Annotated in this window: 12 protein-coding genes and 1 pseudogene; 9 read left to right on the top strand and 4 right to left on the bottom strand. The window is 73.9% G+C overall.

Annotation, left to right across the window (positions count from 1 at the left end):
- Positions 1-19: 19 nt before the first annotated feature.
- Complete coding sequence (locus tag ACZ6Y7_RS11785; protein ID WP_465757724.1) at positions 20-700, top strand: GOLPH3/VPS74 family protein; 681 nt, start codon at positions 20-22, stop codon at positions 698-700.
- 107 nt (positions 701-807) lie between these two features.
- Here ACZ6Y7_RS11785 and ACZ6Y7_RS11780 read toward each other — a convergent pair whose 3' ends face one another.
- Positions 808-2,781 (bottom strand): lamin tail domain-containing protein, encoded by a 1,974-nt coding sequence (locus ACZ6Y7_RS11780; protein ID WP_465757723.1) that lies wholly within the window; start codon positions 2,779-2,781, stop codon positions 808-810.
- Between the two features lie 242 nt (positions 2,782-3,023).
- On the opposite strand from ACZ6Y7_RS11780, the gene ACZ6Y7_RS11775 reads away from it, so the two are divergent.
- The 5 genes from ACZ6Y7_RS11775 (at position 3,024) to ACZ6Y7_RS11755 (ending at position 8,050) form a co-directional block, all read left to right on the top strand.
- The gene (locus ACZ6Y7_RS11775; protein ID WP_465757722.1) at positions 3,024-4,553 is read left to right on the top strand and encodes an FMN-binding glutamate synthase family protein; all 1,530 of its coding nucleotides are present in this window, start codon (positions 3,024-3,026) and stop codon (positions 4,551-4,553) included.
- Between the two features lie 169 nt (positions 4,554-4,722).
- A complete protein-coding gene (locus tag ACZ6Y7_RS11770; RefSeq protein ID WP_465757721.1) occupies positions 4,723-5,301 on the top strand; it encodes a TetR/AcrR family transcriptional regulator in 579 nt (192 codons plus the stop codon).
- 82 nt (positions 5,302-5,383) lie between these two features.
- Positions 5,384-6,634 (top strand): MFS transporter, encoded by a 1,251-nt coding sequence (locus tag ACZ6Y7_RS11765; protein ID WP_465757720.1) that lies wholly within the window; start codon positions 5,384-5,386, stop codon positions 6,632-6,634.
- Between the two features lie 65 nt (positions 6,635-6,699).
- On the top strand, positions 6,700-7,656 hold the full coding sequence (locus tag ACZ6Y7_RS11760) for an MBL fold metallo-hydrolase (protein WP_465757719.1): 957 nt from the start codon (positions 6,700-6,702) through the stop codon (positions 7,654-7,656).
- Between the two features lie 139 nt (positions 7,657-7,795).
- Entirely contained in the window at positions 7,796-8,050 is a 255-nt protein-coding gene (locus tag ACZ6Y7_RS11755; protein WP_465757718.1) for a GNAT family N-acetyltransferase, read from the top strand.
- A gap of 138 nt (positions 8,051-8,188) precedes the next feature.
- Here ACZ6Y7_RS11755 and ACZ6Y7_RS11750 read toward each other — a convergent pair whose 3' ends face one another.
- Positions 8,189-8,965 (bottom strand): alpha/beta fold hydrolase, encoded by a 777-nt coding sequence (locus tag ACZ6Y7_RS11750; protein ID WP_465757717.1) that lies wholly within the window; start codon positions 8,963-8,965, stop codon positions 8,189-8,191.
- Positions 8,966-9,026: 61 nt separating this feature from the next.
- Here ACZ6Y7_RS11750 and ACZ6Y7_RS11745 point away from each other — a divergent pair, with 61 nt between their 5' ends.
- Positions 9,027-9,452 (top strand): MarR family winged helix-turn-helix transcriptional regulator, encoded by a 426-nt coding sequence (locus ACZ6Y7_RS11745; RefSeq protein WP_465757716.1) that lies wholly within the window; start codon positions 9,027-9,029, stop codon positions 9,450-9,452.
- Here the strand turns inward: ACZ6Y7_RS11745 and ACZ6Y7_RS11740 are convergent.
- Entirely contained in the window at positions 9,449-9,925 is a 477-nt protein-coding gene (locus ACZ6Y7_RS11740; RefSeq protein WP_465757715.1) for a hypothetical protein, read from the bottom strand. The two genes, ACZ6Y7_RS11745 and ACZ6Y7_RS11740, sit on opposite strands and share 4 nt — an antisense overlap.
- Positions 9,926-10,049: 124 nt before the next feature.
- A complete protein-coding gene (locus tag ACZ6Y7_RS11735; RefSeq protein WP_465757714.1) occupies positions 10,050-12,458 on the bottom strand; it encodes a lamin tail domain-containing protein in 2,409 nt (802 codons plus the stop codon).
- A gap of 417 nt (positions 12,459-12,875) precedes the next feature.
- Here ACZ6Y7_RS11735 and ACZ6Y7_RS11730 point away from each other — a divergent pair, with 417 nt between their 5' ends.
- Positions 12,876-14,489, top strand: a complete 1,614-nt coding sequence (locus tag ACZ6Y7_RS11730; RefSeq protein ID WP_465757713.1) for a carbohydrate binding domain-containing protein — start codon at positions 12,876-12,878, stop codon at positions 14,487-14,489.
- 174 nt (positions 14,490-14,663) lie between these two features.
- Positions 14,664-15,374: pseudogene (locus ACZ6Y7_RS11725) on the top strand (VWA domain-containing protein); the annotation flags it as partial.
- Between the last annotated feature and the right edge of the window lie 134 nt (positions 15,375-15,508).

The following is a 15,508-nucleotide window of genomic DNA, read 5'->3' as shown; positions in this document are numbered from 1 at the left end:
CCAGGGAAAGGAATGGCACATGCACGTCACCCTCGCCGAGGAGCTGATGCTGCTCTCGCTGGACGACGAGTCCGGTGTGGCGAAGGACAGTTCGAGCGCCGGGTGGGCGGTGGCGGGCGGCCTGCTCGCCGACCTCGCGCTGGCCGGGCGGGTCGCGCTCGACGAAGGCCGGATCACCGTCACCGACCGCACGCCCACCGGCGACCCGCTGCTCGACGGGCGCCTGGAGCGGCTCGGCGAGTGGGCCGATCGCAAGGCCCCCGGCAAGGCGAAGGCGGCGGAGTGGCTGACCAGGGACCATGCCACGGCCGTCCGGTCCACCGTGCAGCGGCTGTGCGAGCGCGGCCTGGTCGTCGAGGAGAGCCGCCGGGTCCTCGGCCTCTTCCCGGTCCGGCGCTACCCGGAGGCGGACGGCTCCGTCGAGCGTGAACTGCGCGCGCGGCTCACGGCCGTGATCCGGCACCACGAGGCGCCCGACGTCCGCACCGCGACGCTGATAGCCCTCCTGCACGGTGCCCGGCTGCACGCGCTGGCCTTCCCCGACCTCCCGCGGGCGCGGGTCGAGCTGCGCTTCGCCGAGATCGCGGCGGGCGACTGGGCGGGCGATTCCGTCGGTCAGGCGATCCGGAACATGCGCGTCGCCCTCGCGGCCATCGCGGCGGTGACCGCCGCCACGGCCGCCACGGCGGCGGTCAGCTGACGGTCCGCGGCCGACGGAGGGCCGCGGACGCACGAGACGGCCCGGGCCCGCAGCGGCGCGGGCCCGGGCCGTCCGCCGCGACGGGCTCGCGCCGGGCCGCGGCGGGATCAGCAGGGGAAGGTGCCGCTGTAGAGGGCGTGGCCGTAGGAGGAGCTCCCGGAGCCGAAGCCGTAGATGCCGTCGTCGCTCCAGAGCGCCTCGCGGAAGCCGTTGACGCAGGTCGAGGCGGGCGCGAGGGCGAAGCCCTCCAGGTTGTCGACCGGCATGACGGCCGGGTTGCCGTAGGTCACGTCCGGGACGATGGCGCCGGCGGCGTCGACCTTCAGGAAGGTGTGGGTCTCGCCGCAGGTGTTGTCGCAGGTCGCGACGATGCGCTGGGTGCCGGCGTCGAAGGTCACGTCCATCACGGAGGCCTTGCCGGTCGCGACGGTGCCGAAGGTGGTGAACGTGCCGTCGGAGTTCAGGCCGTAGACGTGCAGGGTGCCGTCCCACTCCAGGCCGGCGACGTACAGGCCGGCCCCGTGCAGCGGGTAGTTCGCCGGGTTGTAGGCGGCGCCGGTGAGCGGGTCGACCCAGCCGTTGGCGGTCAGCCAGCTGTCCGGCACGTAGCCGACGCCCTCGAAGCCGAGGTTGGCGTCGTCCTTGCTGCCGGTGTTCAGCTGCGGGAACTGCGAGGTCATGTCCCACTGGTGGAGCGGCGTGAGGACCGAGCCGGTCGCGGCCGGGTCGAACTCCATGATGGTGTCCTTGGGGACGGTGTTGTCGGCGTTGTCGCGCTCGGAGGTCACGTAGACGTGGCCGTTGCCGCCGACCGTCAGGCCCTCGGAGTCCGGCTGGCCGGTGCCGCCGGCGAAGCGGATCTGCTTGCCGGTCGCGCTCCAGGACGGGTCCGGGATCCACAAGCCGTTGCTCTTCACCAGTTTGAACAGCCAGTTCTTGTTCTTGGCGGCCCACAGCACCGAGGGGTTCGCCGGGTCGAAGGCGAGGCCGCTCAGGTCCCGGCCCTCGGGGCCGGAGGAGGTGGTGAAGGCGCAGACGTTGTCGGCGATCGTGACGTCCGGTCCGCCCGGCCAGGCCAGGGTGCCCGCCGGGGTGGAGCCGGTGCCGCTGGGCGCCTCGGGGGTGCAGCCGCTGGTGAGCGCGCCGCCGCCGCCCAGCAGGTGGCCGGTCTGACCGCCGCCCCCGCCGCCGCTGCCGGAGCAGGAGTTGGCGCCGCCGAGCGTCGCGGTGGTGGCCGTCCGGAACCAGCCGGTGCCGTTGGCGCAGCGCTCGTCCGAGGGCTTGGCGCCGCCCGCGGCCCAGGTCACCGAGTCGACGGTGGTCCCGTTGGCGTCGAGGAGGAAGAGCGAGTCGTTGTCGCCCAAGCCGAGGGCGGAGCCGAAGGTGACGTAGCCGCCGGCGGGGATGGTGGTCGCGCTCGGCGAGGAGGCGGAGAGGGAGACGGGGGAGTGGGTGGTGTCGTTGTCGACGTACTTCCACGACCCGATGCTGACGGCGCTCGTCCCGCCGTTGTAGAGCTCCACGGTGTCCGCGCCGTCGGAGGTGACCTCGTTGATCCGCACCCGGCTCGCCGCCGGCGTCGGCGACGGGCAGCCCGGGGCGTTCGCGGCGCCGAAGGTGGTGGCGGCGGTGGTGGTCACCCAGGCGCCGGTGCCGTCACCGCCGCAGCGCGCCATCGCCGGCTTGGCCGCACCGGTGGCCCACTCGACCCGGTCGACCACCGTGCCGTCGGAGGTGTAGATCACCAGCTTGTCCGAGTCACCCAGCCCCTTGGGCGAGTTGAAGGTGACGAAGCCACCGGCGGCGATCGTGGGGGAGGACGGGCTGAACGACTGCGGGGAGAAGCCGTCGTCCGACATCTTCCAACCGCTCAGGCTCACCGCGGTCGAGCCGGCGTTGTACAGCTCCACGGTGTCGCTGTTCGACGAGGTGACCTCGTTGATCCGAACGTTCTGGTAGCCGGCCGGGGACGCGGCGGCGGCGGGCTGTGCCGCGACGACGCCGGTGAAGGCCAGTCCTGAAAGCGTCAAAGCCGCGGCGCACAGGGCGGCGACGCCGGAGCGCGAGTGTGAGGTAGGCACGAGGCCGAACTCTGGTGAGGCGACGTGGAAACGGCGTGTACGCGGGCTGAATGCCGGCTGCTGGCCCGCCGAACGCCAGGCGCGCGTCCGCATGCCGGAACGCCCGGGCGGCCCCGGGGCCGGACAGCGGACGAGGCCCCTGGTCGAAGGCCCGTGCGAACGGCCCCCTAGCATGCGATGCGCGTGCGGTGCGCATCCCTTCGCACCCCGTGCGTCCATCCCCGCACCCAGGAGGAACGTCCATGCAAGCCCGGAAGATCGGCGCGGCCGCGGCAACGGCGGTAGCGCTCCTGGCGGCCCGTGACCTGACCCAGAAGAAGCACGCGCTGCTGCGGAACTTCCCGGTGCTCGGGCACGCCCGGTACCTGCTGGAGACGATCGGACCGGAGCTGCGGCAGTACATCGTGACCTCCAACGAGGAGGAGCGCCCGTTCAGCCGGGACCAGCGCAGCTGGATCTACGCGTCGGCGAAGCAGGAGAACAACTACTTCGGCTTCGGCACCGAGCTCGACGTCGAGCACGTGCAGGGCCACGCCTACCTCAAGCAGCGCACCTTCGCCGCCGACGTGCCCGACGTGCACGACCCGCAGGCCCCGCTGCCCTCGGCCAAGGTGCTCGGCGGGCCGCGGGGGCGCGCCAAGGCGTTCCGGCCGGCGAGCCTGGTCAACATCTCCGCGATGAGCTTCGGCTCGCTCTCCGGCGCGGCGATCACGGCGCTCAACAAGGGCGCGGCGCTGGCCGGCACCCTGCACAACACCGGCGAGGGCGGGCTCTCCCCGTACCACCGCAACGGCGGCGACCTCGTCCTGCAGCTCGGCACGTCCTACTTCGGCTGCCGCAACGAGGACGGCAGCTTCGACCTCGACAAGCTCAAGGACGTGGTGGCGGGCGCCCCGGTCAGGGCGATAGAGATCAAGCTCTCCCAGGGCGCCAAGCCCGGGCTGGGCGGGATGCTGCCGGGCGCCAAGGTGACCGCGGAGATCGCCGGGATCCGCGGCATCCCGGTCGGCCGGGACTGCGCCTCCCCGTCGCGGCACACCGCGTTCGGTGACGTCGACTCGATGCTCGACTTCGTCGAACTGCTGGCCGCCGAGACCGGCGTGCCGGTCGGGATCAAGAGCGCGGTCGGCGAGCTCGGCTTCTGGCAGGAGCTGGCCGCCCTCATGGCGCGCGGCGACCGCGGCGTCGACTTCGTGACGATCGACGGCGGTGAGGGCGGCACCGGCGCGGCGCCGCGGATCTTCGCCGACTCGGTCTCGCTGCCGTTCCGGATGGGCTTCTCCCGGGTCTACGGCACCTTCGCCGAGCTGGGGCTGACCGACGAGCTGACCTTCATCGGCTCCGGCAAGCTCGGCCTGCCCGAGAACGCCGCCGTCGCCTTCGCCCTGGGCGTCGACATGATCAACGTGGCCCGCGAGGCGATGCTGTCGATCGGCTGCATCCAGGCGCAGAAGTGCCACACCGACAAGTGCCCCACCGGCATCGCCACCCAGAACCCGTGGCTGGCCCGCGGAGTGGACCCCGCCTCCAAGGCCGAGCGGGCCGCCATGTACCTGCGGACCCTGCGCAAGGAACTCCTCAAGGTCTCGGCCGCCGTCGGCGTCGCCCACCCGGCGCTCATCACGGCCGACGACATCGAGATCATGAACGGCGACTACGAGGCGCGCACGCTGGCCGGGGTCTACGGCTACAAGGCCGGCTGGGGCGAACTCGGCCCGCAGCTCGCCGCCGACCTCACGGCCTTCCTCGCCGCGGAGCGGGCGGTCGGGTAACGGCACCGGCGCCCCCGCGGGCCGGGAGGCGGCCGGTACGCGGGGGTCTCGGCCGGGCGGTCGGCCGCCCGTCGGCGGGCGGCGGGCCGGGGCTGGTCGGCGGGGCTGGCTGCCGGGTGGGGCTGGTCGGCGGGGCCTGACGCAACTCCTTCGCGTTAAGCTGGGGGCCATGAGTGCCCGAGCGACCACACGACCAGGCGGGCGTAGTGCCCGCGTCCAGCAGTCCGTGCACCAGGCGGTCCGTGACCTGGAGGCCGAGGTGGGGCGGGACGCGCTCACCGTGCCGCTGATCGCGGCCCGGGCGGGCGTGACGCCGTCCACCGTCTACCGCCGGTGGGGGGACCTGCGGGAGCTGCTGTCCGACGTGGCGGTGGAGCGGCTGCGGCCCGACGCGCCGCCGGCCGACCACGGGAGCCTGCGGGCGGACCTGGAGGCGTGGACGGTGCAGTTCGCCGAGGAGATGGATTCGACGGCGGGCCGCACCTACATCCGTGACGCCCTGCTGGGCGATCCCGAGCAGGGCAACGCGACGCGGTGTTCCGACTACGCGGCCGAGCAGCTGAAGGCCATCGGCGTGCGGGCGGCGGGGCGCGGGGAGGCCGTGCCGGACGTGGAGACGCTGCTGGACGTGGTGGTCGCGCCGCTGATGTACCGGATCCTGTTCCGGCCGTCGGAGCTGTCCGAGGCGTACGCCGGACGGCTGGTGGCGGCGGTGCTCGGCCGGGTGGGGCCGTCCTCCGGCGTCTAAAAGCTAAATATTTGCGTTTATGGTGGCGCGAGCCTAGAGTGCTTAACGCAAAGCATTCGCTTTAACGGCTTCGAGGTGTTCCATGACCTGCGTCACGGCCTTGCCGTCCGAGTCCCACCCCCACCGGCGCCCCCGGGCGCGCCGCCGCCGACCGCCCGTGCTGGGCCGCCGTGGTGCCTTCCGGCTGCACGCCTCCGTGCTGGTCGGCCTGTTGGCGGCCTCCAGCGCACCGACCCCGCTCTACGCGCTCTACCAGGCGTCCTGGCACTTCTCGGCGATGACGCTGACCGTCGTGTTCAGCGCCTACGCGCTCGCCCTGCTGGCGGCGCTGCTCACCGCGGGCACGCTCTCGGACCAGCTGGGCCGGCGCCCGGTCCTCGCCGCGGCGCTGCTGGTGGAGGGCCTCGCGATGGTCGTCTTCGCCGCCGCCCGGGGAGTGCCGGCGCTGATCGCCGCCCGGATCCTGCAGGGCCTGGCCACCGGCGTGGCCACCAGCGCCGCCGGAGCCGCCCTGCTGGACTTCGAGGACCCCGAGCGGCCCGGCCGGGCCACCGCCGCCAACGGCATCGCCCCGGTGGCCGGCATGGCGGTCGGCGTGCTGGCCGCCACCGCCCTCGTCCAGTACGCCCCCGCCCCCACCCGTACCGTCCACCTGCTGCTGCTCCTGCTCTTCGCCGCGCAGGCCGCCGCCGTGCTGCGGACCCCCGAGACCGTCCGCACCCGCCCGCTCGACCGGCGCACGCTGCGCCCCTCGGTCGCCGTCGCCCGCGCCTCCCGGCCCGCCATGGCGCTCGTCGCGCCCGGCGTCGTCGCGGCCTGGGCGCTGGGCGGCTTCGCCTCCTCGCTCGGCCCCTCGCTCGCCCGGCTCATCGCTCCGCACGCCGCCCCCGCCACCGGCGGGCTGGTCTTCCTCACCCTCACGGCCGCGGCCGGCCTCGCCGGTCACGCCGCCCGGGCACGGCCCGCCCGCACCGTGAGCCTCGTCGGCACCGCGCTGCTGATCCCGGGCGCCCTGCTGACCCTCAGCAGCCCCCCACTGCACAGCCTGACGGCGCTGTTCGTCGGCACCGCCCTCGCGGGCGCGGGCTTCGGCGCCGTCTCCCAGGGCGCACTGCGCCTGCTGCTGCCCCCGGCCGCCCCGGACGAACGCGCCGGGACGCTGGCCGCCTACTACGTGCTCAGCTACCTGGCGATGAGCGTCCCGGCCGTCCTCGCCGGACTGCTGACCAATCTGTACGGCCTGCGGACCGCCGTCTCGCTCTACGCCCTGACGGTCGTCCTGCTGGCCCTGTTCGGCCTCCTCCGCGCCGGACGGCGACCGCGCACCGCCTGAGCCCCGATCCGGCCCCGGCCCCGCTTCGCCCCGACCCGATCCGCCCACCCCGCAAGGACCGTGAGATGACCAGCAGCACGCCCCGTCCGAACCTCCCCTCCGCCCCCTCCGCCCCCTCCGCCGGCACTGGCACCGGATGGAGCCTCGGCGGCATCGCCGTCCACCGGATCGACGAGATCGAACTGCCGCCGCAGACCGGCCCCTGGCTGCTGCCGGACGCCACCAAGGAGGTGCTGGACGAGGCCTCCTGGCTGCGGCCCGACTTCGCCGACGCCGAGGTCCCCCGGCTGGCGAGCCACAGCTTCGCGGTGGAGACCGGCGGGCTGCGGATCGTCGTCGACACCGGCATCGGCAACGGCAAGCAGCGCGCCAACCCGGCCTGGAACGGGCTCGACACCGACTTCCTGGAGCGGCTGACGGCGGCGGGCTTCCCGCCCGAGTCCGTGGACCTGGTGATCACCACGCACCTGCACACCGACCACGTCGGCTGGAACACCCGCCGACTCGGCGGGGACTGGGTGCCCACCTTCCCCCGCGCCCGCTACCTCACCAGCCGCGCCGAGAGCGACCACTGGGACTCCGTCGCGCTGGACGCGGCCCGTCGGCAGATGTTCCGGGACTCCGTCACCCCCGTGCGCGACGCCGGACAGTACGACCTCCTGGACGTGCCCGAGCAGGGGCGCGAGGTCGCGCCGGGCGTCTTCCTGGTCCCCGCGCCGGGCCACACGCCCGGCCAGGTCGCCGTGGAACTGCGCGGCGGGGACCGCAGGGCGCTGATCACCGGGGACAGCATCCACCACCCCGTCCAGCTGTCCCACCCCCACGTGCACAGCTGCGTCGACATCGACCCCGCCCGGGCCGTCCGCACCCGCGCCCGGATCCTCGACACCCTGGCGGACACCGACACGCTGCTCCTCGGCACCCACTTCCCGCGCCCCACGGCCGGCACCGTCCGCCGGGAGGGCCACCGCTACCGGCTGCTGGCCGAGCCCGCCGGTGACCTCCCCGGCGGCGCGGCCTGACGGCCCCGGGCTCCCGGCACGTACGACGTCGGCCTCGTTCTCGCGGTGCGCAAGAACGGCCGCGCCGAGGCGGCGCGGTTCACGACGCTCGCCGCGGCACCTGCGCGGCTCGGGGTGCGCGCCCGAGATCGGCTGGCTCTTGCTGAAGCTCGCCTTCGCCGGACTCGGCCTCGCCCGGGTGGGGAGCATGACGTCCGTCGAGAACACCGACGCCGTCCGGGCGATCACCCGCTTCGGCTTCACCCCCGCCGGCGAGACCGAGCGGTACTTCCCCGAAGCCGGCACCGCCATGCGCCTGGTGGCCATGGAGGCCCTCGCCGCCACCTGGCGCGCCATGCCCGTCCCGCCCGCCCCGGACCGCGCGGTGAGCCGCACGGCTCGGCGCGCTGGGTGACGCACGTGGTCGCCGCACCGCCGCCCACGTGCGTCGACCGGGTCGCGCGGCGGGCATCGTCCTCGGCCGGGCCGGCCTCGCGACGTCCTGCGTCGACCCGGCGCCGCGGCCCTCGACCGGCCGTCGCCCGGGAGCGGGTCAGCCGGCGGTGGCGGGGCGGGTGGTGGTGCGGTGCAGGTGGGCCTCGACCAGGGCGTGGGTGGCCTCGGGCTGTTCGAGCTGCGGGAGGTGGCCGGCGCGGGGGACGACGTGGAGCCGGGCGTCGGGGATGGCGGCCGCGTAGGCCGCGCCGTAGGCGGGGGTGACGACGCGGTCGCTCGCACCCCAGACCAGCAGGGTGGGCACCCGGATGCGGCCGAGCCGGGGCGGCAGCTCGGGGTCGTGCATGTAGGGATCGCCGGCGAGGGCGCGCATGGTGGCCATGTTGCCCTGGCGGCGGGCGAGTTCGGCGGGCGGGAGGGCGGCCGGGTCGACGTGGAAGCGGTCCGGGTCGTGCCAGGAGTGCTCGGCGAGGCCGCGGGCGTCGAGGGCGAAGACGTCGGTGATCGGCTCGTCCTCGACGCGGATGCCGACGGCGTCGATCAGGACCAGGCCGGTGACGGCTCCCGCGGTGTCGCGGGCGGCCATCTCGGCGGCGATCCAGCCGCCGAGGGAGGAGCCGACGACCAGGACGTCCCGCAGCCGGCGGTCGCGCAGGAGGTCCAGGTAGACGAGCGCGAGGTCGGCGATGCGGGCGAGGCCGGCGGGGCGTTCGACGCCGTCCCAGCCGGGGTGGACGGGGGTGAGGGTGTGGGCGCCGGGGGAGAGTCGCTCGGCGAGGCCGGCGACGGTCGCGGGGCCTCCGCCGCCGTGGAGGAGGAGGACGGGGCGGCCGGTTCCGGCCTCGGACAGCGGGAGGGAAGGGGAGGGGTTCATGCCCCCAGAGTAACTAAGGATCTTTAATTAAGCTAGCTTGGTCGTGGCCTAGAATCGGGCCATGCATGGTGAGCTGCAAGAACTCGGCAGGGCCGTCAAGCAGGCGCAGTACCGGCAGCACCGGGCGCTGGACAGCGCGCTCGCGGCCGTCGGCACGACGCTGGCGCAGTGGGACGCCCTGCGGGCGATCGGCCGCTCACCGGGGGCCACCGCCCGGGCGCTCGCCGCCGCGACCTTCCAGAGCGAGCAGGCCTTCGGCGCCCTCGTCGGCCGCCTGGCCGCCCAGGGCCTGGTGGAGCGCCGGCCGGGCCACGGCCGCCGCATCGAGCACCACCTCACCGCCGCCGGCGAGCGGACCCTGGCGGCCGGTCACGCGGTCGCCGACGAGGTGCTCGCCGACTGCTTCGCCCCCCTGCCCGCCCCGGACCGGGCCACCCTGCTCGGCCTGCTGCGACGCCTCACCGCGGAACCGGAGGACGGGGTTTAGACGGGGGCTTGGGCCGCGAACCCGGCGCGGATCGCGGTCACGGTCAGCCGGAGCGCGTCGAGCCCGCACTCGATCGCGGTGTTCTCGACCGGATCGAAGTCCGCGAGGCCCGCCGCCGTCCCGGCGATGTCCGAGGGGTAGAAGCTCCACCCCTCGACCGCGCTCCAGCCGGCCTCCACCACGACCCGGCCGGCGCCCACGCTCGACACCCGCAGCCAGCCGGTGCACTCGTCGGAGAAGTCGAACGGCAGGAACGCCGGGCCTTCGGCGGGCAGCCGGTCGAGCTGCTCCAGCCACTGGCCGACGAGCCGGACGAGGCCCGACGCGATGCCGGCGCCCATCGTGGGCGAGTCGTCGAGACCGAGGTAGTACGAATCGCACGCGTGCCGCCAGGTGCCGAGCCTCAGCACGAGGTCGTCGTGGGCGCCGAGGTCGGTGGTGCGGGTGAAGTGGAGCGGGACGTGCGTGGTCATGCACCGAACCCTAGCCCCACCCGCGCGCCGCCCCACCTGCGGTTCTCCGGGCCGATGGGTCCGTGGCACGGCCGGTGCCGGCCTCCCCGCCCACGGGGGAGGCCGGCACCGGGGGCCGGGGCGCTTACGGCAGGGGGATGCGGACGACCTGGGGGTCGTGGTCGCTGAGCTGGGCGCTGAACTCGCTGTTGATGTGCACGATGTCGTAGCTGTACGAGGTGGCCGCGAGGGCGCCGGAGATCAGGATGTGGTCCAGCACCTGGGAGTTGCCTTCGTAGACGTAGGTGTAGCGCTCGGGCAGCGGCAGGGTGCGCGGGAGGTCGGTGAGGGAGCCGCCGGCGGTGAGGATGTCGGCGGTCTGGGAGAACTCGAAGTCGTTGAGGTCCCCGAGCACGATGACGGAGGCGTTCGGGTCCACGGCGAGGAGCTGGTCGGTGAAGGCCTTCACCGCCGTGGCCTGGGCGTGGCGCTGGGTCTCGGAGGGGTGGGCCGGCTGCTGGTAGCGGCCGAAGAGGGGCTGGTCGCCGCCCTTGGAGTTGAAGTGGTTGGCGATCACGAAGACGGGCCTGCCGTTCCAGCGGAACTCGCCGGCCAGCGGCTTGCGGCTGGAGTTCCACGCCGTGTCGGCCGGGTCGATCCGCCCGGGGGAGTAGGCGAGCTGCGGGGTGCCGCCCGCGTTCACCACGGAGTCGGCGGTGGTGGATCCGGCGCCGGGCCGGTCGGTGAAGGACAGGCCGCGGTCGGTGCGGAACAGGAACACCTGGCGGATGTTGCCGCCGGGCTGGCCGCCGTCCTGGCCGTCCACGGGGTCGATCTCCCGGTAGGAGTAGGAGGGGCCGCCGGCGGCGGTGATGGCCGCGGTGAGCTTGGCCAGGGTCTGGGTGGCGCTCACCGTGCCGTCGTCGGTGGCACCGCTGTCGTCCTGGATCTCCTCCAGGGCGACTAGGTCGGGCGCGCGCAGATTGGTGACGATGCCCGCCGCGAGGCCGTCGTACTTGCTCTGCGGGTCGGACGGGGCGAGGTTCTCCACGTTGAAGGTGGCCACGGCGAGTTGGCCGGCCGTCGGCGCGGCGGTGACCTCGGGGGCGGTGCCGCCGGGGGTGACCGCCGGGGTCGCGGTGACCTGGAGGGTGAAGTTGCCGAAGGCGTAGTCGAGCACCCCGACGGTGGCGCCGGTCAGGGTGTCGCCGACATCGGCGGTCGGGGTGGGCGCGAGCGCCTTGCCGAGCACGACGCGCTCCGGGTTGCCGTCGTCGGCCCGCAGCAGGATGCCGCCCCGGTTGGTGCGGGTGGTGCTGCCCTGCGGGACGACGGGGAGTTCGCCGTACTTGTTGGTCGGGCCGACCACGGCCGCGTTGTCGATCTCGACCCGCATGCCCTCCAGGGATTCCCAGAAGTCCAGGCCGTCGGTGGCGGGCCGGTAGTTCCCCGCGGTCTCGACGTCGCCGGAGGTGACGCTGGAGATGACCGCGGACGGGGGTATCCGGCCGCCCGGGCCGACCAGGGTGGCGGCGGGCAGCGGCGCGTTGTGGGCGACCACCGTGACGGTGGGCGCGGTCAGCTCGGTGATCGACAGGTTGGCGGTGCCGCCGGTGCCGCCCGGGCGGTACTGGCTGACGGTGGCGCTCACCGTGACGGAGTCGCCGACCGCGACCGAGGGCGCGCCGGCGGTGTAGACGTAGACGCCCTCGCTGGTGCCGGGGTCGTTGTCGGGCTGCGGGTCCTGGTACCAGAAGCCGTTGGGGCCGACGGCCGTCACCACGCCCGGCACGCCGCTGACCGCGCTGCCGGCCAGCGGGGAGGTGCGGGCGGCGCCCTGGATGTCGTGGATGCGGGTGCCGCCGGTGCCGCCGCCCCCGCCGGTGGAGGAGGAGTTGCGCGGGGTGGGCGCGACGACGGCGAAGTCCGCCGCGTTGTCGTCGGTGTCGGTGGCGCCGCCGCCGGCGCGCAGGGCGGCGGCGGTGTTCGACAGGTTGCCGGTCGGCGAGCCCTCGGCGGAGCTCGCGCTGCTGCCGTAGCCGACCAGGTCCTTCACCCCGGGCAGACCGGCGCAGCCCGAACTGCAGCTCAGCGCCGTGCCGTTGGTGACCAGGGCGACCTTGCCGGAGGTCGCGGACAGCGCGATCGTGCCGGTGGCGTCCGGCGTCGGCAGCGCGGAGCCCGTGCCGGCCCCGGCGGCCTCCTGGACCAGGAAGTAGTGGCCGGGTGCGATCGTCCCGGAGAGGGCGGTCCGCGACCAGGTCGAGCCGCCGGCCGAGGTGTACTGGACCGTCCAGCCGGTGACGGACACCGGGGCGGTGCCGCGGTTGTACAGCTCGACGAAGTCATTGGTGTACGGGGCGCCGGAGTTGCCGCCGCCGCCGTACACCTGGCTGATCACGATGTCGGGCGACGCCGCCTGGGCCACGCCGCCGGGCAGCGCCACCAGCGCCGCCACGACGGCCGCGGCGGAGGCCGCCGCCAGACTCCGGCGCCGAACGCGCGGCGCTCTCACGGCGGTTCGACTGATCCGGGGGTTCGGGGTGCTCCGCATGGGGCTTCCTCCTGACCACCGTCCGGCTCGTCTGCCGGCGGTGTGACCGTGGACGGGAACGTCGCGCGCTGAGGTTTGTAGCAGTGCCATCAGATGCCTACAGCCCGCTCCGGGCGACGGCCAGACGTACGGCGGAAGAACGTTTCTACGCGCGACAACTGGGAGGTCGTCCTCCGGATGCCTGGATGCCTGTATGCCTGGATGCCCGGATGCCCGGACGGGGCGTCAGTGGGGCGGATCCGGGCGACTGGGGATTGGTCCAGACCTCAGTGGTCCAGACCTATTGACGAGGTCGGCCGGCGCTCCTACGATCCGGTCCGGCACGGCCCCCCGAATCCCCCACCTCACCCGGAGCCGGGCGTCACACCCCCACGCGATGGTCATGTCCATGGCGCCCGGCGGAAAAGGGAGCACCGCATGATCCATCGGAGTCCCCACACTCCACGCCCGCACGCCCCACGCCCGAGCGTCCTGAGCCGCACCCTCGCGGGGGTGAGCGCCGCCGCCGTGATCGGAGCCGGCCTCGCCGTCGCCGGCGGCGTCACGGCCGGGGCCGCCACCACCGAGCTGGTGGCCAACTCCGGCTTCGAGAACGGACTCTCCGACTGGAGCTGCACCGGCGGCTCCGGCGCGGTCGTCGGCAGCCCGGTCCACTCCGGCGCCTCCGCGCTCAAGGCCACGCCGTCCGGCCAGGACGACGCCCAGTGCACCCAGACCGTCAGCGTGCAGCCCAACTCCCAGTACACGCTGAGCGCCTACGTCCAGGGCAGCTACGTCTACCTGGGCGCCACCGGCGACGGCCTGTCCGGCGCCCAGTCCACCTGGACGCCCGGCGCCGCGTCGTACAGCCGGCTCAGCGTCGGCTTCAGCACCGGGCCGAGCACCACCTCGGTCACCGTCTACCTGCACGGCTGGTACGGGCAGCCCGCGTACTACGCGGACGACGTGTCGCTGGTCGGCCCCGGGGGCAGCACCACCCCGCCCACCACGCCCCCGACCACGCCCCCGACCACGCCCCCGACCACGCCCCCGACCACCCCGCCCACGACGCCGCCGACCACTCCGCCGGGCGGCGACACCTGCCCCACCAAGCCCAAGCCGTCCGGCAAGGTGCTGCAGGGCTACTGGGAGAACTGGGACGGCGCCGCGAACGGCGTGCACCCGGGCATGGGCTGGGTGCCGATCACCGACAGCCGGATCGCCGCGCACGGCTACAACGTGATCAACGCCGCCTTCCCGGTGATCCTCTCCGACGGCACCGTCCAGTGGCAGGACGGCATGGACGCCGGCGTCAAGGTCTCGACCCCGGCCGAGATGTGCCAGGCCAAGGCCGCCGGCGCGACCATCCTGATGTCGATCGGCGGCGCCGCCGCGGGGATCGACCTGAGCTCCAGCACCGTCGCCGACCGCTTCGTGGCGACCGTCGTCCCGATCCTCAAGAAGTACAACTTCGACGGGATCGACATCGACATCGAGACCGGCCTGTCCGGGAGCGGCAGCATCGGCACGCTGTCCGCCTCCCAGGCCAATCTGATCCGCATCATCGACGGCGTGCTGGCCCAGATGCCCGCGGGCTTCGGCCTGACGATGGCCCCCGAGACGGCGTACGTCACCGGCGGCAGCGTCACGTACGGGTCGATCTGGGGCGCCTACCTGCCGATCATCAAGAAGTACGCCGACAACGGCCGGCTCTGGTGGCTGAACATGCAGTACTACAACGGGAGCATGTACGGCTGCTCCGGCGACTCCTACCAGGCCGGCACCGTCCAGGGCTTCACCGCCCAGACCACCTGCCTGAACAACGGCCTGACCATCCAGGGCACCACGGTCAAGGTGCCCTACGACAAGCAGGTGCCCGGCCTGCCGGCCCAGCCCGGCGCGGGCGGCGGCTACATGGACCCGGGGCTGGTCGGCCAGGCCTGGAACGCCTTCGGCGGTTCGCTGAAGGGGCTCATGACGTGGTCGGTCAACTGGGACGGCTCGAAGGGCTGGACCTTCGGCGACAACGTCAAGCGGCTCCAGGGGCGTTGACGTCCCGAGGTGGTCCGGCGGACACCCGTCGGCCCCCTGGTGGACCCGCGTGACCCCCCCGGTGACCCCCGCGCCCCGGCTCCGAGCCCGGGGCGCGGGTTGTCGCCCCGCCGCCGAGCGGGGAGGATGCGCGGGTGACCGGCCCGGGGCCGGTCCGGGAGAGGGGAGCGGCGGATGGCCGTGAGTCTGAGCAAGGTCGAGCAGAGCGCGCCCGCGCTGGTGAGCCTGTACAAGACGGCCGGGGAGGCGGTGGGGAAGCGGGGGCTGGGCGGTCAGCCCGTCGCCGTCTACCTGGTGGTCGACTACTCGGGCTCGATGAGGCCCTACTACAAGGACGGCAGCGTCCAGGCGCTCGCCGACCGAGTGCTGGGGCTGTCGGCCCACCTGGACGACGACGGCACCGTGCCGGTCGTGTTCTTCTCCACCGAGGTCGACGTGCAGACCGAGATCGCCCTGCACGACCACCAGGGGCGGATCGAGCGGATCGTCGCCGGCCTCGGCCACATGGGCAAGACCAGCTACCACCTGGCGATGGACGCCGTCGTCCGCCACTACCGCGAGAGCGGCACCACCGACCCGGCGCTGGTCCTCTTCCAGACCGACGGCGGACCGATCAACAAGGGCGCGGCGGAGCAGCGGCTGTGCGAGGCGGCGAAGCTGCCGATCTTCTGGCAGTTCATCGGCTTCGGAGACCCGGACAGCAGGCAGTTCGACTTCCTGCGGAAGCTCGACCGGCTCGCCGTCCCGCAGAAGCGGCCCGTCGACAACTCGGGCTTCTTCCACCTGGGCCAGGACCCCCGGCGGATCTCCGACGCCAAGCTCTACGACCTGATGCTCACCGGCTTCCCGGCCTGGCTGGCTGCCGCCCACGCGCAGGGCATCCTGCCCGAGCCGCCGGTCGGCCCCGGCGCGCTCCGGCGCCCCGAGAGCGCCCGGGGGTTCTGGGCGCGTCTCGTCGACCGGCTCGGCGGTCTGTTCCGTTCCGGTGGAGGCGGTGGAGGCGGTGGAGGCGGCGGAGG

The organism is Kitasatospora sp. NPDC053308 (assembly GCF_055585785.1).
This window is presented reverse-complemented; position numbering and strand designations above follow the sequence as displayed.